The following is a 16,002-nucleotide window of genomic DNA, read 5'->3' on the forward strand; positions in this document are numbered from 1 at the left end:
GGTTTACGTGTTCAAGTCAGATAGTTCAGCAGGCTGAGCTGCTGCAGACGCGCGGTCAAGGCGAAGGAGGTCTCGATATGCTGTGTCAGGTCGGCGACCCGGGTAGCGGCTTCCGCGGGATCGACGCCTTCGAGATCGACGATATGCTTCTCGAACAGGTCGACTTGGGTTTTCATGCGGTCGCTGGCGTCGAATACGCGCTGCTGGGCAAGGCCCGTTTCGGCCCGCACCTGGGTAATGCCGCCGATGGCTTCGCCGACCAGCGCCTGCGCGCGGCTGACGACCGCGTTCTGGGCGGCCTCGCTGATGCTGCCGGTAAGCAGGCTGCTGACCATGGCGGACGCCATGGCGAGCTTGCGGATACCCTGTTCGTTGGCGCTGACCGAGGTCTGGGTGGTTTCGTTGAGCGAGATGCGGCTGGTGATCTGCTCATCGGTGGCGCTCGACCAGTTGGCCTGCCAGCCGGCGCCCAGGAATTGCGGCTCGACTTTGGTGGTGATGAAGTCGTCCATCTGGGCAGCGGTGATGTTGGCCGCCGCCGGGTCGGTTTGGGCAAAGCCGAAATAGCTCGAGAAGGCCGCATCGAAGGCGGCTTTGGCCGGCGAGCCAGTGGCGTTGAAATCGTCGATCGGCTTGACGTCGGTGTTGGTGCCGGCAAACAGATATTCGCCGTTGACGCTGGTGTTCAAAATACCCGTCATCTGCTGCAGCGCCGAGGCGCCGGCGGTCTGCAGGATGCTGGTCGAGGAGTCGCCCGACACGCCGCTGGTCAGTGCCGACAGGAAGCTCTGCGCGGCACCGGCGATCTGGCCGAGCGAATCCTGGGTCGATGTCAGTCGCGCGGTGACGAGCGCGTTGGAATCGACGATGCCGTTCAGCCGGTCGAGGTCGCGCTGGAAGGTGACGGCCTGGGTCGTGCGCCCGCCAAGCGCCAGACCGACATCCGCGACCTTGCCGGTCGTGGATTCCGTCGTCGCCTTCACAAGGTCGGCCTGCATTTTCGCTTGCTGGTAACGCAGGGCGTTGGAGATGGCGGCTGAGGAAACGGCTGTCGCTTTCATGAATTATCCTACCGCGCTCATCAGGGCGTCCAGCATGTCGCTCACGGTCTTCATCATATGCGCCGAGGCCTGATAGGTGTGCTCGAGGTCGAGAAGCAGGGACATCTCCTGGTCGACATTGACCCCGGTATCGTTGGACAGCGCCTCGGCCGTTCGCGCTGCCAGCGCCTGCTTGCTGTCGGCGTTGGTCGAGGCCTGCTGGCGCACGCCTTCGAACCATCCGATGGCATTGGCCGCGTAATCGGAGACGCCGGAGCTGACGGCGATGCCGGCCGAGGCATCGAAGGCCATCGGCTGATCGAGCTTGTTGCCATAGCTGATCAGAAGGTCCGAATAGGATGCGTTGCCGGTGTTGACGACATAGGCCGCGCCGTTGGCGCCGCCGTCGCGCAACAGCGCGGGATTGCCGCCAGCGCTCGGATCGAAGGCGGCGTTGACGCCGATCGATCCGGCGAGGCCGTCGACCAGGGTGCCGGCGGCCGGGATTGCCGGCGCGCCGGACCATGTGAACAGGCCGGCCGCATTGGGCTGCGATGGCGCGGTTTCGGCAAATGCGGTGATAAGGCCGCGCGCGATCTCGTCGAGCTGGCTCTGCATGGTCGAGGCGACGCCGTCGCGCAGCTTCAGCAGGCCCGCAAGCTTGCCGTCGGCGGTCGCGTTGTCGCCAGTGCCGGCCGAGACCGGCACATTGTCGATGTAGACCGTGTTGCCGGGCGTGCCGGCCGAATAGCCGGCCGATGGCGCGAAGGTCACCGAGCGCGGCACGGTCTCGAACAGCGTCGTGCCGTCCTTGGTGGTGACGACCATGTCGTTGTCGCCGCGCGTGAAGGTCGATACCGGGACATATTCCGATATCTTCTTCAGGAGGGCGTCGCGCTGATCGAGCGCGTCGGACACGTCGGTGCCAGATCGCGTGCCGGAGATGACGGCCTTGTTGGCGTCCTGGAACTGGCCGAGCAGGGAGTTGAGGTCGTCGACGGCGGTGGCGATCTGGCTGTCGGCCTGGGTGCGGAAGTCCTGGATCGCCTTGGTGCCGCTGTTGAGAGAATTCACCACCTGCTTGGCGGCATCGATGACGCTGGTGCCGAGGGTCTGGTTCGATGGCGTCGTGGCGTAAAGCTGCAGAGATTGTTGCAGCTTGGCGATGGCCGTCGAGGGAGACGACGCGTTGTCGACCCCGTTGACCGACAGTTCGAGTTGATCCATGCCGTTGTAAAGCGCGCTCTGGCCGCTCCATGCCGACAGCGCCGAAAGGTTCTGGCGGAACAGGAGCTCGTTCGCGGCGCGTTGGATTTCCACCGCCCGGGCGCCCGGCGCCGTGCTGGTCACCACGGCGATGCGGCGGGTATAGTCAGGGTTCGACGCGTCGGCCACATTGCGCGATACGACGCTGGTCTGCTTGGACGTGGCCAGGAGCGCCGATTGGGCAATGCTTAGTGCGGAGGAAAGCGACATGCTGATCTTTCACGGGCGGCGCCCGTCGTTTATCTCTTCAAGTTGACGAGGACGTCCATCAGGTCCGAGCCGGTCTGGAAGACCTTGGAATTGGCGGTGTAGCTGCGCTGCGCCGCAATCATGTTGGTCAGTTCCTCGGCGATATCGACGTTGGAGTTTTCGAGCGCCCCGGAGACGATGGAGCCGAGCTTGCCCTCATTGGCAAAGCCGATGTGGACGGCGCCGGAGTCGGTGCTCTGCACATAGACGTTGCCGGGCATCGCGGTGAGGTTGTCGGGGCTCTGAACATCGGCAAGCGGGATCTTGTAAAGCGCCTTGGTCGAGCCGTCCGCGAACTGAGCGTAGATGACGCCATCCTGGCCGATCTGAACCTTCTGGATGGAGCTCGGGGCGTTGCCGTTGACCTTGGCGTCGGCGACGGTGAAGCCGGTGCCGAGCTGGGTCAGCTTGGAGAGATCGAGGTTGAGGGTCTGGCCGCCCGGAACGGTGAAGGAGACGCCCGTGGTCGCGCCGGTGAGCTTGCCGGTGGTGGTGTCGAAGGTGAGGTTGGCCGATCCCAGCGCACCGCCGGTATAGGGGAAGGAGGTGCCGGGGGTCGCCTTCGACTGATCGAAGACCGAGACTTCCCATGTTCCGGTGCCGGTCTTGGTGAAATAGACGTCGAGCAGCTTCTTGTTGCCGAGATTGTCATAGGCGACCAGCGAGGTTTTCGACGTGTATTCGGCGGTCGCGCTGTTACTGGACGGCAGCGGACCGGAGGGCGGCGTCGCGCCCGCGGGCAGGTTGCCGGAGAACAGGCCCTCGGTGCTCGGCGTCGCCGTCATTTGCTGATCGGAGATCTGCACCGGCACGAGGCCCTCGAAGCCGTTGGCGGTCGCTGCCGGATCGCCATTGGCGTAGTCGTAGGCCATGAGCTGGTAGCCCGCGGCATTGACCAGCCGGCCCTGCGCATCCGGAACGAAGGAACCGGCGCGGGTGAGGTAGGGCGTGCCGCCGGCATCCTGGACGACGAAGAAGCCGTCGCCGTTGACGGCAAGATCGGACACCGAGGTGGTGTAGGTCATGACGCCTTGCGTGCTGACGGCCGAGCGGATCGCGGTGGTCACGCCACCGGAATTATAGGCGCCGCCGGTGCCGGGCATGATCAGTGACGAGAACTCGGCCGAAGAGCGCTTGTAGCCGGTGGTGTCGGAGTTGGCGATGTTGTCGGCCACCGCGGAGAGGCGGTTGGCCTGCGCGTTCATGCCGGAAACGCCGGTCCGCATCATTCCGTAGAGGCTCATCGATGGATCTCCGCAGTGCCTGGATAGCAGGCCGTAAAACTATGCCTCGTGTCTTGCGCGAGGCTGGCGCGGGATGGGCCTAGACCGCGATGGCGCTTCGTTGAATCGCCAACGCGCTCTGACTCTTCGTTGGAGCATGATCCTTGTCCGAAAACCGGTTCCCACTTTTTGCTTTCGCTGACCTTCGGTTCGGGATCACGCTCGAGGGCGGCCATCAAAACACCAGCCGGTAGCCGAGGAACCTCTTGGAATCGATCGGATCGTGACCGAGCTTCTCGCGCAGCTTCTTGCGCAGCTTCGAGATGTGACTCTCAACAACGTTCTCCTCGACCTCCTCGTCGAAGATGCCGTAGATGGCGTTGAAGACCTGGGTCTTGGTCACGCGCCGGCCGCGGTTGCCGGCCAGATATTCCAGGATGCGTCGCTCGCGCCGCGGCAACGGCAGCGGCTCGCCGTTGATCTCCGGATCGCGGCCATCCATGAAGATCCGCATCGACCCGACCTCGGTATAGGCGGCCTCTTCGGAGCCGCGGCGGCGGATGGCGGTGATGCGGGCGAGAATCTCACGGATATGCACCGGCTTGCGTACGACATCGTCGACGCCGCTTTCGAACAGCCGCAGCGTGTGCTCGAGCGAGTGATGTTCGCTCAGCGCGATCACCGGCGCGCCGGTGCGGTCGCGGATCTGGCGCGGCGATATCGCGCCTTCGCGGCAGTCGCCGATGAGAAAGGCCCTGACGGATCTGAGATCGGTGTCGGCGGCGGAACTCACCCACTCGCCGAACTCGCCTGGCGCAAAGCCGGCAGTGGCCACCCCCTCGCGATCGAAAAGTGAAGAGTAGCCCTCTGTCACGAGCTCTCGCTCGTCAACGATCACGATCATCGGCCCGCCCTCCGAATCATTTCACTTGCCCCGTGGGGAAAGGCGTACCCGGCTCGATGAATCCTGAAAAACCATCATTTCTTGTAGCTATTTTCTTGGGAGTTTTTTTGGGAGCCGTAATAAAAGCGGTTGCGCTGGTGTATTCGCGCCAACTGTTGGCCGACGAGTATCGGGGTCGGCGGATAGGCTGGCGAAGGTCGACCGGCTTCTCACGTACAACAACTACTGATTGCAGAAGGTGCTGGCATTCGGAGTCCATTTGCCGAAGCCGGTGGCGACCATGTTGGCGATGACGCGGCAGACATAGACCTTCTGCGCGGGGTCGTTGTCGGGGCCGGCATGATAGCGGGCGACGGCCATTGACCAGGTCATGTGCCGGGCATGCAGGCTGACCAGGAAGCGCGCCGCGTAGTCGACATTGCGATGCGGGTCGAGCATGTCCTCGACGCTGCGGAACTGCGCGCCGTGATAGCGATGGTTGATCTGCATGCAGCCGAGATCGATCAGCGTCTTGCCCTCGCGACGCGCGTTCTCGAATGCGGCGAGCGCTTCGCCGCGGCTGCGAGGAAACACGGCTTTTCCTTCTATATTCAAGGCATTAGGCTGAAGGCTGCCCTTCTTTCCGGTCTCGGTCAGGCCGACGGCGTACAGGATTCCGGCGGGCACCCCGTAGCGATCGGCGGCGCGCAGGATCTCCGGCTCGCAGGGATTGGCTGCGGCGCTGGCCGCGCCGGCAGCGAAACTAGATATACATATCGTCGTCAGCACGCTCGCGAAGAGGCGAAGCAGCTCGACCGAATTCCTGTGCGCCATCGCCATTGTTCCTTCCCGGTTGCCGGCCGCCGCCCGCGCCGTTGCTGCCCGAGTTCCCAGGCTGGAACGAAGGCTGGTCACGGCCTGTCGACATCGGCATGGCGCTGGTTGCGTCGGCGCGGCTGGCCGCATGCACTGCTATTGAGGGTTGCAGTATGGTGACCTTGTCGACGTCGAAGCCGAGGCTGCGCATCGACTTGACGACGGCGTCGCTGTCGGCGGTGAGACGGCGGTATGCCTCGTGTGTCTCGGGCTTCATCTCAATCGAAAGTCGCTCCCCCGAGAGCCGCAGGCTGGCGACAACCGATCCGAGTTCCGAAGGGTGCAGCTCGATCTTCAGCACGTGTGTCGGAACGGCAACAGAATTGGTCGTCTGGGAGCCCGTCGAGGCGCTTGCAAAGGCTTGCTGGAAGCCATTGTCGGAGGCAAGCCCTTCAACCAGCGCCGATGCCGTCTGGCCGATCGGATTTTGCGCCGGCGCCGGGAAGCTCTGCTGGCTGACGACTTCCATGCGTCCGGCGGAAGAAGACGGCTTGCCCGGAGTCTGCTGCGCGGCCGACTGCGATTGCAGCGAAGCCTTGGATGCGGAAGCCGGCCGCCAGCCTTGCGGCGGCAACGGGCTACCGGCCGCCGGATCATCCCCTTGCGCCGGCAAGGCATCGGCATCACGCCGGCCCGGCATATCGAGAGCCATTTGCGCCTTCACCGGCTTTAGCCCAAAATCGGGCCCGGAATCGTCCGCTGCCGTCGAACGGGTGGATCGCGACAGCGGCTCGGCGGAACTGTCGATCGCCGTGCGCTTGCCGGCGCGCAGCCGCAGTTCCAGCGATCCGTGGTCGCCGGCGGCTTCTTCACCATCAGCGCCGCCCGCGCCCGACGATTGCGCGAAATGCTTCATGTCGCCCAGCGCCATCAGCAACGGCAAGCGGTCCTGCAGCGGCGTGGAATCATCGGCTTGCGCCGCGGTATCCTTATCCGCGGTCTGCTTCGCGGATAAGGATTGCCCGTCGGTCTTCGCGGACTTTCCCGTCGCCTTCTGCGAACCGGTTTTCCCCTGCCGGTCCTGGTCCGGCTCATGCCTGCCGGCATTGGCCGGCAAGAGCCTTGCCGGATGCGCGTTCGGCATTACCGGTTCGGCCGTGTGCTTGTCCTGTGGGCTCTCGGTCCCATGCACCATCTTGCCGAAATTCTGATCCCCATCCTTGTCGCCGGCAGTGTGCTGCCGGGACTGGGACTGTGTCGAAGCAAAGCCCGGCAAGGTCTGGTTGACGCTGGTCATTTTGGGGCTGCTCCGAGGAGTTGGTCGATCTGGTCGAGCTGACGCCGCGTGCTGGTGACCGCCGCATCGATCGGGTCTTGCATATCGGGCGTCGCCGGTGCGGATGCCTTAACCACCGGCGCGGCGCCGGTCGGAGCCGGAGCGGCCGCCGGGGTTCCAGCCGATGCTTGCGCGGGCTGCGGGAAAGGGGGCGGCGAAGCGGCGGGCGGCGTGTCTTTCTCCTGGTCGCTCGGCGCGACCGGCGGATCGCTCACCGCGACCGCCGGATCGCGTGCCGCGATCGGTGGCTGGTCGGGCATCGCTCCTTCAACGGGAGGCAAGTCGGCATTGGCCGGGTCGGCTGCGGCCTCGGTCGCGGATTTCCCTCTGTCGCCTCTTGCAACGATTGTCGGTGCGGCTTCGGCATTTGCGGGCGCTTTCACCGGCGCCATCACTTCGCCCGCCACGGCCTGCGCGGCGTCGAGCAGGTCGCGGTCGCTTTGCGAAAGCTTGCCGCGATCGATCTTGCCGAGCTTGGCGCGCACTTCATCGACATTGGCCGATGTCATGGTGGAAAGGCTCGAATAGAGCTGAGTGCGCGGGTCGTCCCGGCTGCCGCTGCCGTTGCGGCCCAGCTCGGCCTTCGCCGAGGCGAAAGCCGAGAGTTCCGTCATCCCGTCGATCGCGGCACGGCGTGCGATGCGCAGGTAGATCACTTTCTCGCGCTCGGGATCCATCATCGAGGTGATGTCGGCGATCTTGTCCTGGCTGATCGCCATGTGCAGCGTAATGACGCCGGAAACAAAGGCATCGGCGAACTGGCTGGCGTAAGGCGAATAGAGGTAGGACGCGACATACTGGGTCGAGGCCAGCGCGAAACGGGCGGCATCGCCCCGCGCGGCCGCCATGCCCACGGAGCGGCGAAGCGCTGCCTCCTCGACCAGCGTGCCGGGGCTAAGCAGGCGCGCCTCGTCGAGCAGGTTCAGCGCTGCCGCAGGGTCATCGGTCGCAAGCAGCGAACCCTTGACCAGCGCCAGGAAGGCGCCGAGGTCGGCGGGCACGCCCATCGGATCGATCGGCTTCAGCATATCGATCGCCTCGGCCGGCCGGCCGCTCAGATAGGCGACGACGCCTTTGGCGATGGCCAGGCTTTGCGGGTCGGTTACCGCGCGCGAAGCCGCCGCCGCGACCGTCACCGGGTTGCCGCCGCTCATGCCGTAGACGAGCAAAGCGCGGAAGTTCTTCGGCTCCTTGAAATCCTCGGCATCGGCATTGCGCATCCGGGCGTCGATCATTTCGAGGAGTTTTGCCTGCATCGGCAGCGCGGCATGATCGCCGCCGGCAATACGATCCTGGATCAGCTGCAGCGAACGCACCAGCTGATAGGGTTGCAGGGCGTCCTGCGCCAAGGCCGCCGATGACGGCCCGGCAACGAACAGCGCCAGCGCCAGCGCCGTTCCGGGAAAAGCGTGAGGTGGTTTTCCATTCGGAATTGCGCCTAGGCAAAGAGGTGGAGCGGTTCGCCGTTTCGCTGAAACGGCGAGGCGCTCCATAGCATGGCCGATGACGGTCCTGGCCCTCATCCGCCGGCCGCCATCAGGATTTCGATGCGTCGGTTCGCGGCAGCCATCGGATCGGAGGCGATCTTTGGCTGCCGGTCGGCGAAGCCCGCGACCTCGGTGATGCGGCTTTCGTCGACGCCCCCGCGCACCAGCATATAGTAGGCCGAATGGGCGCGCGCGGTGGACAGCCGCCAGTTGTCGTAAGTGTCGCTGCGAAACGGCCGCGCGTCCGTGTGGCCGCTGATGGTGATGGTGCCCTTCTTCTCGTTGACGATGCGGCCGATCTTTTCCATCGCCAGCACCAGCTCGCGGCGTGGCATGGCCGAGCCGATCTCGAACATGCCGAAATCGAGCTGGTCGGTGATCGAAATGACGACGCCCTTGTCGGTGGCCTCGACCGAGACGCCGTCGGCCAGCTTTTCGCCCGGCAGGAATGCCTTGGCGAGCTCCTTCTTGATATCCGCCGCTTCCTGAAGAGCGGCTTTGCTCGGCGCCTTGTCGCCTTTGTCGGCGGCTTGCTCGGGTTCGGCCTTTTCTGCCTTCGCGCTTTCGGCTTTGGTGTCGGCCGCTGCAGCCTCGCGCTTGTCGACTTCAGCTTTCCCGCGTTGGGCTTTCTCGGTTTTGTCTGCTTCGCCCGACGCCTTCTCGGCGTCGCCTTGCGCGGCCTTTGGCCCGCTCTTGGCGTCGGTCTTTTGCGGGGTTGCCAGCGGCTCCAGCGGCGCGGCCGTCAGGGCAGGAGCGGCCGGAACGACCTTCACCTTCGGCACCGCGACGGCGGCGACCTTCTCGCCAGGCTTGACCGGATCGCCTTCGATCCTGGCGCGTTCGGCGGTGGCCTCGGCGCCAGGCGCCGCCACTTGCTGCGACCAGAAATCCGGCGCGAACGGATCGCGGTAGGATTCGCCGCCGGATGCGCCGGTTGCCGGACCTGCCGCCTGGGCGCCGCCTTCGCCCTTGGCGCTGACGTTCTGCATCACGCCCGTATCGGCGGCGATCTCCGCCAGCACCGCGTAGGGATCGGCAAACAGCTTTTCATCGGAGAGCTGGGCATCCTGCGCCCCGGCCTTGGTCTGGCGGCGTTCGGAGGAACCGGCGCCGCCCTTGCCGTCATCGCCCGCCTTGGTCGCGCCCTGCTGCGGGTTGTCCGCGGTCAGCCCGACCTTGCTCGGGCCGTCGCCGAGGTCTTCCAGGCCCTTGCGGCTGGAGTTGCGATCGATCAGCTCGACCGGGTTGAAATAGCTGGCGACGGCCGCCTTGGTCTGCTCGTTGGCGGCGTTGATCAGCCACATGACGAGGAAGAAGCACATCATCGCCGTCATGAAGTCGGCGAAGGCGATCTTCCACACGCCACCATGGTGACCGTCGTCATGACCGTCGTGATTGCGCTTGACGATGATGATCTCGTGCCGGGGGTCGGCATGGTCGACGGCGCTCATGACAGGACCTCCGACAAGGACGCCGACCACTCGGCGATACGCGTCTCGAACACGGTTTCGTCGATGGTGACGGTCAGGTCGAAGCCCGGCGCCTCGGTGAAGTCGAGATTGGCGGCGCGGGATCCGAGCGCCGCCTGCAGCGGCTCGAACAGCGACAACGGCCCGCGGACAGCGATGCGCACGGCCTCGCTGTCGGCGATCGCCGCACTGATGGCGCGGGAAAGGGCGGCGAGCGAACGCTGCTGCAGGTCGTCGCTGAGAAGGCCGCCGACGATACGGGCGACGGTTGCGCCGGCAAGCTCGGCAACGCGCTGCTCCATGGCCTCGATGCGCGTGGCGACGGCGGCGCCGAGATCGCCGCCGAAGCTCTCAAGGAAAGTTTGCGCGGCCTGGTCGCTGGCCTGGCGCTCGGCGTCGAGCGCTGCCTGATGGGCCAGCGCGAGGCGCGCCTCGAGCGCTGCCTCCGCGTCGGCCACGGCCTCGGCGATCAGCGCGCCGATATCGGCCTGCGGCTCCGGCGCGGCCGGCAGATGCTCGGCGTCGCGCGCGGTCGGCGCCTGATTGGCACGCGGCGTGCGCGAACCAAAATCGGGCAGGAGATCGAAGAGGGCTGCGGAGGCCATGGCCTAACCCACGGCTTCCGGGACGGCTGCCCATTTGCGCAGAATCTGCGCGGTGCGCTCCTCGTTGAGGTCGACCATGCGGGCAAGCCGGTCCTGCGGCGCCGGCCGGATTTTCTGGCGCAGGTCATCGAGCGGGGTTGCACCGGCGCGCGCGCCGGGCAGGGCGCCGGCCGGGGCCTCGGCGGTGATCGCGGCGACCGGCGCATCGGGGGTCGGCAAGGAACGCTGCACGTCGTCGAAGCTCGGGCCGGCAATGGCCGCAGGCCTTGCCGACGCCGTCAGCGCGGCGGCCATCGGCTTGAGGCCGAAGAACGCCACCAGGAAGACGACGACGATGAAGGCGCCGGCATTGATCAGCGTGCCGGTATAGGTGCCGATCGAGGCGAGAATGCCCGGCTGATCTATCGGCTCGCCGTCGAGGCCGTTGATGAATTCGACCGCCGAGACGTCGATGATGTCGCCGCGCTTGTCGTCGAAGCCGGTCGCCGAGGCGACCATCTTCTGGATATCGGCGACTCGCTTGGCGATCTGCTCCGGCGTGGCGTCCTTGCCGAGGATGGTCTTCAGGCGATCCTGGTTGACGACGACCGCGATCGACATCTTGTTGACCGTGTAACCGTTGGAGACGGTGGCGATCTTCTTGGAATTGATCTCGTAGTTCGTGATCTCTTCCTTGCGGTCGTTCTGCGATGTGGATTGCGGGCCCTCGGTGGTGGTGGTCTGCGTCTCGGGCAGGTTCTGCTCGACGCTGGTCGGGGTCGAAGCCTGCTTCTGGTTGCTGGCCTCGTTGGTCTTCACCGACTGCACCGAACGCTCGACGCGCGAGTTCGGATCGAAGATCGTCTCCTCGGTCTGGCGCGTGTCGGTGTTGACGTCGGCCTTGACGCTGGCGCGGAAATTGTCCGGGCCGAGATAAGGGGTGAGCGCGCGGCGGATGTTGTCGCCGATCTGCGCCTCGACCGTCTGCTCGACGCCCAGCGTGCGCGCGGCGCTCGTGTTGGACGGGTCGTCGCCGGCGGCCAAAAGGTTGCCGTTGGAATCGAGCACGGTGACCTTGTCGGCCGAGAGGCCGGGAACGGCCGCGGCGACGAGGTGGCGGATCGACATGGCGCTCTTCTCGGCATCGCTGCCCGCATAGCGGATGACCACCGAGGCGGAGGGCTGCTGCTCGTCGCGACGGAAATTGGCACGCTCGGACATGACGATGTGGACTCGAGCCGCCTTGACGCCGGAGATCGACTGGATGGTGCGCGCGATCTCGCCTTCCAGGGCGCGCACGCGGGTGATCTGCTGCATGAAGGAGGTGAGGCCGAGCGAGCCGACATTGTCGAACAGCTCATAGCCGGCGTTGGCGCTGGTCGGCAGGCCTTTCTCGGCAAGCAGCATGCGCGCCTGCGCGGTGGTGCCGGCCGGTACCATCACGGATGTGCCGTCGGAGCCGACGTCGAAGCCGATGCCGGCGTCGGCCAGCACCAGTCCGATCTGATTGACGTCGGAACGCTCGAGGCCGACATAGAGCGTCTCATAGGCCGGACGGTTGAGATAGACCGACGCGATGCCGATGACGGCCATGACCAGGGCCGCGATGCCGCCCATGAGCGCCAGACGCCTCACGCCGAAGCTCTTCAAATTCGCGATGACGCTCTGGATCTGTTCCGGCACGATTCAACCGCTCCCAGCATGACTGTCCGCCGGAAGACTAGACCGCGAAGCTTGTGCGAGGATGATAGGCGTGCCGCCGAAGGTCCAGCAAAGCGTCGACCCGGCTCTTATCCAAAAACGAAAAAGGCCGCGCCCGTGGCGCGGCCTTTCGCCGGTCGGAATATTTCTGCCGATTAGCCGTTCTTGAACAGCGCCAGGATCGACTGCGAGGAGCTGTTGGCGATCGACAGCGACTGGATGCCGAGCTGCTGCTGCACCTGCAGCGCCTGAAGGCGGGTCGATTCCTTGTTCATGTCGGCATCGACGAGCTGGCCGACGCCGCGGTCGATGGAGTCCATCAGGCTCTGGGTGAAGGTCTTCTGCAGGTCGATCGAGCTCTTGGCGGCGCCGAGCACGGTGGCGGCGTCGGTAAGCTGACTCATGACGTTGTCGATCTTGGTGACCATCTGGGTGATGATGTCGTCGGTCACGCCCGTTGCCGTGATGTCGAGATTGAAGGCGGAGACGTTGTCGATCTTGACGGGCGAGCCCGACACAGCGGCCTGGCCCGCGGTGTTGGCGGCGATGTCGGTGGCGCCGCCGGCGATCGAGGCCGCGTAAGCGGCATCATATGCCGACTGGTCCGCAGCGGTGGAATAGATCGAAGTCTTGCGATCGAGAATGCCCTGGTTCTTGACGGCCGTTGCGAGGCCGGAATCGAACAGCTTGGTGCTCTCGACATTGATGTCGATGGTTCCGAGCGAGATGGCGCCGGACGAGGAGCGGTTGAACGAGGAGACGATCTGGGCGTCGGGCTGGACACCGTCATTGGCGGCGGCGACTTGGGTCGACGTGACCGAAAGGTAATTCGAACCGGAGAAGGTGGCGGCATCGGCGAAGGACTTCATCTGCGCCTGAAGCGAGGTGATTTCCGTCTGCGTCTTGGCTTTGTTGGCACCCGATTGGCCGACGCTCGAAAGCAGCTTGGTCTTGATCTGGCCGATCGTCGAAAGGACGTTGTTCATACCAGTGTAGGCTGTATCGACTTTCGAGGCGCCGAGGCCGAGCGCGTCCTGCACCGTGGAGAGTGCTTGATTGTCGGACCGCATGGTGGTGGCGATCGACCAGTAGGCGGCGTTGTCGGCGGCCTCGGAAACCCGATAGCCGGTCGAGATCCGGGCCTGCGTCTGCTCGAGCGATTTGTTGGTGGCGTTGAGGCTTTGAAGTGCAGTCAACGCCGCAGCGTTCGTCATGATGCTCGCCAAGAAACTCGCTCCTTCTCAAAAGCCGGCATGCCACACAGGCCGGGATCGGCCCGTCCATCGGTTGCGATCATGCCGGTGGGCCGATTCGACAACCTAAGTGATTGGTTAACCATACCTAGCGCGATATGGTTAATGGCCTGTTAAAAGTAGGCTTCGGAGAAGTTAAGGAACGAGGGTTGCGCGAGCCTTGAGCAAACGCAAATCGGGCCGCGCTTTTGGCGCGGCCCGATGCTTTGGTCCGGTCAGTATGAAGCGATCAGCCGCGGAAGAGCGACAGGATCGACTGCGACGAGCCGTTGGCGATCGACAGCGCCTGGACGCCAAGCTGCTGCTGAACCTGCAGCGCCTGGAGGCGGGTCGATTCCTTGTTCATGTCGGCATCGACGAGCTGGCCGACACCGCGATCGATGGAGTCCATCAGGCTCGAGGTGAAGGTCTTCTGCAGGTTGATCGAGCTCTTGGCGGCGCCGAGCTTGGTGGCGGCGTTCGTCATGTCCTTGAGCGCGGCGTCGACGACGTTCATCATCTGCTGGATCTGAGCGTCGCTGGCAGCGGTGGTGCCCGAGAAGATGGCCAGGCTGGCAACCGAATAGGTATCGCCGGCTGCCGGAGCTGCACCCAAGGTCGGGTTCTGAGCCGTGGCGGTCGTCGCGCCGGTGGTGCCGAGGCGAGCCGCATCGAGGATACCCTTCGAGGTCGGGGCAGCGCCCGAGTCATAGAGCTTGATGCTTTCCACATTGACGTCGATCGTCGAGATCGAAACCGCGCCAGCGGCGCTGCGGTTGAAGGCCGAGACGATCTTGACGTCCGCCGCCGTGCCTGAAGCCGTCGAGACGGACAGCATGTTGGTGCCGGAGAAGGTGGCGCCGTCGGCATAGGCCTTCAGCTGCTTCTGAAGAGCGGCGATTTCGACCTGGGTCTTTTCCTTCGAAGCATCCGTCTGGCCGTAGGAAGCGGTCAGCTTCTGCTGGATCTGGTTGATGGTCGTGATCGCGCTGTCCATGCCGGTGTAGGCGGTGTCGACCTTCGAGGCGCCGAGGCCGAGCGCGTCCGAAACGGTGGACATGGCCTGGTTGTCGGAGCGCATCGTGGTGGCAATCGACCAGTAAGCGGCGTTGTCGGAAGCCTGGGAAACGCGATAACCCGTCGAGATGCGGGACTGGGTGGTGTCGAGGTTCTTCTGGGTGGCGTTCAAGCTCTGCAGCGCGGTCAGCGCCGAGGCATTGGTCATGATACTGGCCATGGTACTCGTACCTTATTTTTACACGGATTTTTTTGACATACCGGCATGTCCGGTATGACGGTGCGGCATCATGCCAATGACCGCTCAATTGGGTCACCCGCCATCTGCAGGCGACTATGGCGGCAAGTTGCTACCAAAGACCTAAATCGGACGGTTAATCGAAAATAATGTTGGAAGATTTGCGCGCAGCTTGCTCAAGCTGTCGAGGCGTGGCGCGGCATGCTTGTGCGGTCCGGCGGGAACGATCAGGTGAAGGATCGTACCAGGCTGCCGACCAGAAGGTTCCAGCCGTCGATCAGCACGAAGAACAGGATCTTGAACGGCAGCGATACCACCGTCGGCGGCAGCATCATCATGCCCATGGCCATGGTGACGGTGGCGACGATCAGGTCGATGACGAGGAAGGGCAGGACGATGAGGAAGCCAATCTCGAAGCCGCGGCGGATCTCCGAGATCATGAAGGCCGGCACCAGGATGCGCAGGTCGACAGTCTCGCGCGAGACGGTCTGGCCGCGCTCGCGAGCGAGGTCGGCGAAGAGGTCGAAATCCTTGTCGCGCACATTGTGCAGCATGAAGTCGCGGAACGGGCCGGAAATCTTCTCGAACGCCTCGCCCTGCGTGATCTGGTTGTCCATCAGCGGCTTGACGCCGGTGTTCCAGGCCTGGTCGAAGGTCGGCGCCATGACATAGAACGTCATGAACAGCGACAGCGAGATCAGGATCAGGTTGGCCGGCGTCGATTGCAGGCCGATGCCGGCGCGCAGAATCGAGAAGGCGATGACGAAGCGGGTGAAGCTCGTCACCATGATCAAAAGGCCCGGGGCCACCGAGAGCACGGTGAGCAGGCCGAACATCTGAATCAGATAGCCGACGGTCGTGCCGTCGGCCTTTCCGATGCCGCCAAGATCGAGCTGCTGAGCCGCGGCGACGGACGTGGTGACGACGATGAGCGCCGTGGCTATGAGGAACTTTCTCATTCGAGCAGCATCGTCCTGACGAGAACCTGTTTGACGTGGCCGCCGCTGCGCAGCGCCGCGCGCTCCTCGAGATCGGCCTTGAGATGCTGGTAGCCGCTGGCGCCTTCTATCTGATGCAGCTTGAGCGTGCGCACATAGGCGAGCAGGTCCTGGTGGATCTGCTCGGTCATCTCCTGCGGCTGCGGGGCATCGTAGAGCAGCGACGCCTCCAGCCGGATCCAGACTTCCGACGGCGAGGCGAGATTGGTGGTGATCGGCGCCAGCTGCACCAGCGCTGGCCCGGCGCCCACCTTGCCGCCTTCGGCGGGTTTTTCCGCGGCACCGGCGTTTTCCGGAGCTGCGGGCACCGCTGCCGGCGTTTCGCCTTGCTTGAGATAGCCGCCAGAAAGCCAACCCATGCCGACGGCCGCGCCGGTCATGGCCAACAGCATGGCGAGCTGGATCGCCAGGGAAGGTCCCTTCTTGGGCTGGATTTGCTCGACATTTGCCACGGCAGCGCTCT

14 protein-coding genes are annotated in these 16,002 nt (G+C 64.6%); all 14 read right to left on the bottom strand.

What is annotated here, in order from left to right; all coding sequences use genetic code 11:
- Nucleotides 1–11: 11 nt before the first annotated feature.
- Entirely contained in the window at nt 12–1,061 is a 1,050-nt protein-coding gene (locus tag CK219_RS08730; RefSeq protein WP_095766364.1) for a flagellar hook-associated family protein, read from the bottom strand.
- Between the two features lie 3 nt (nt 1,062–1,064).
- Nucleotides 1,065–2,516, bottom strand: a complete 1,452-nt coding sequence (gene flgK, locus CK219_RS08735; protein ID WP_095766365.1) for a flagellar hook-associated protein FlgK — start codon at nt 2,514–2,516, stop codon at nt 1,065–1,067.
- A gap of 29 nt (nt 2,517–2,545) precedes the next feature.
- Nucleotides 2,546–3,799: a flagellar hook protein FlgE gene (locus CK219_RS08740; protein WP_095766366.1), complete on the bottom strand. Its 1,254-nt coding sequence runs from the start codon at nt 3,797–3,799 to the stop codon at nt 2,546–2,548.
- 214 nt (nt 3,800–4,013) lie between these two features.
- The gene (locus tag CK219_RS08745; RefSeq protein ID WP_095766367.1) at nt 4,014–4,682 is read right to left on the bottom strand and encodes a response regulator transcription factor; all 669 of its coding nucleotides are present in this window, start codon (nt 4,680–4,682) and stop codon (nt 4,014–4,016) included.
- Nucleotides 4,683–4,904: 222 nt separating this feature from the next.
- Nucleotides 4,905–5,495: a transglycosylase SLT domain-containing protein gene (locus CK219_RS08750; protein ID WP_095766368.1), complete on the bottom strand. Its 591-nt coding sequence runs from the start codon at nt 5,493–5,495 to the stop codon at nt 4,905–4,907.
- Entirely contained in the window at nt 5,425–6,774 is a 1,350-nt protein-coding gene (locus CK219_RS08755) for a flagellar hook-length control protein FliK (RefSeq protein ID WP_095766369.1), read from the bottom strand. Before CK219_RS08755 ends, CK219_RS08750 begins: the two co-directional genes overlap by 71 nt.
- The gene (locus tag CK219_RS08760) at nt 6,771–8,336 is read right to left on the bottom strand and encodes a chemotaxis protein MotC (RefSeq protein ID WP_245340428.1); all 1,566 of its coding nucleotides are present in this window, start codon (nt 8,334–8,336) and stop codon (nt 6,771–6,773) included. Before CK219_RS08760 ends, CK219_RS08755 begins: the two co-directional genes overlap by 4 nt.
- Nucleotides 8,333–9,751 (bottom strand): MotB family protein, encoded by a 1,419-nt coding sequence (locus CK219_RS08765; RefSeq protein WP_095766370.1) that lies wholly within the window; start codon nt 9,749–9,751, stop codon nt 8,333–8,335. Before CK219_RS08765 ends, CK219_RS08760 begins: the two co-directional genes overlap by 4 nt.
- The gene (locus tag CK219_RS08770) at nt 9,748–10,374 is read right to left on the bottom strand and encodes a hypothetical protein (protein WP_095766371.1); all 627 of its coding nucleotides are present in this window, start codon (nt 10,372–10,374) and stop codon (nt 9,748–9,750) included. The genes CK219_RS08765 and CK219_RS08770 overlap by 4 nt, the downstream gene beginning before the upstream one ends.
- Before the next feature lie 3 nt (nt 10,375–10,377).
- The gene (gene fliF / locus CK219_RS08775) at nt 10,378–12,036 is read right to left on the bottom strand and encodes a flagellar basal-body MS-ring/collar protein FliF (protein WP_095766372.1); all 1,659 of its coding nucleotides are present in this window, start codon (nt 12,034–12,036) and stop codon (nt 10,378–10,380) included.
- A 173-nt stretch (nt 12,037–12,209) separates the two neighbouring features.
- On the bottom strand, nt 12,210–13,280 hold the full coding sequence (locus CK219_RS08780) for a flagellin (protein WP_095766373.1): 1,071 nt from the start codon (nt 13,278–13,280) through the stop codon (nt 12,210–12,212).
- Nucleotides 13,281–13,536: 256 nt separating this feature from the next.
- Entirely contained in the window at nt 13,537–14,523 is a 987-nt protein-coding gene (locus CK219_RS08785; RefSeq protein ID WP_095766374.1) for a flagellin, read from the bottom strand.
- Nucleotides 14,524–14,768: 245 nt separating this feature from the next.
- Entirely contained in the window at nt 14,769–15,500 is a 732-nt protein-coding gene (fliP, locus tag CK219_RS08790) for a flagellar type III secretion system pore protein FliP (protein WP_095766375.1), read from the bottom strand.
- Nucleotides 15,497–15,991, bottom strand: a complete 495-nt coding sequence (locus CK219_RS08795) for a flagellar basal body-associated FliL family protein (protein WP_095766376.1) — start codon at nt 15,989–15,991, stop codon at nt 15,497–15,499. The genes fliP and CK219_RS08795 overlap by 4 nt, the downstream gene beginning before the upstream one ends.
- Nucleotides 15,992–16,002: the final 11 nt, after the last annotated feature.

The sequence above is a fragment of the Mesorhizobium sp. WSM4313 genome, from assembly GCF_002294725.1.
GTDB lineage: Bacteria > Pseudomonadota > Alphaproteobacteria > Rhizobiales > Rhizobiaceae > Mesorhizobium.

What these genes read in the sequence shown, in the direction of transcription:
- CK219_RS08730 (WP_095766364.1), bottom strand. Translation starts at nt 1,061, where the DNA reads ATGAAAGCGACAGCCGTTTCCTCAGCCGCCATCTCCAACGCCCTGCGT.
- flgK (WP_095766365.1), bottom strand. Translation starts at nt 2,516, where the DNA reads ATGTCGCTTTCCTCCGCACTAAGCATTGCCCAATCGGCGCTCCTGGCC.
- CK219_RS08740 (WP_095766366.1), bottom strand. Translation starts at nt 3,799, where the DNA reads ATGAGCCTCTACGGAATGATGCGGACCGGCGTTTCCGGCATGAACGCG.
- CK219_RS08745 (WP_095766367.1), bottom strand. Translation starts at nt 4,682, where the DNA reads ATGATCGTGATCGTTGACGAGCGAGAGCTCGTGACAGAGGGCTACTCT.
- CK219_RS08750 (WP_095766368.1), bottom strand. Translation starts at nt 5,495, where the DNA reads ATGGCGCACAGGAATTCGGTCGAGCTGCTTCGCCTCTTCGCGAGCGTG.
- CK219_RS08755 (WP_095766369.1), bottom strand. Translation starts at nt 6,774, where the DNA reads ATGACCAGCGTCAACCAGACCTTGCCGGGCTTTGCTTCGACACAGTCC.
- CK219_RS08760 (WP_245340428.1), bottom strand. Translation starts at nt 8,336, where the DNA reads ATGAGGGCCAGGACCGTCATCGGCCATGCTATGGAGCGCCTCGCCGTT.
- CK219_RS08765 (WP_095766370.1), bottom strand. Translation starts at nt 9,751, where the DNA reads ATGAGCGCCGTCGACCATGCCGACCCCCGGCACGAGATCATCATCGTC.
- CK219_RS08770 (WP_095766371.1), bottom strand. Translation starts at nt 10,374, where the DNA reads ATGGCCTCCGCAGCCCTCTTCGATCTCCTGCCCGATTTTGGTTCGCGC.
- CK219_RS08785 (WP_095766374.1), bottom strand. Translation starts at nt 14,523, where the DNA reads ATGGCCAGTATCATGACCAATGCCTCGGCGCTGACCGCGCTGCAGAGC.
- fliP (WP_095766375.1), bottom strand. Translation starts at nt 15,500, where the DNA reads ATGAGAAAGTTCCTCATAGCCACGGCGCTCATCGTCGTCACCACGTCC.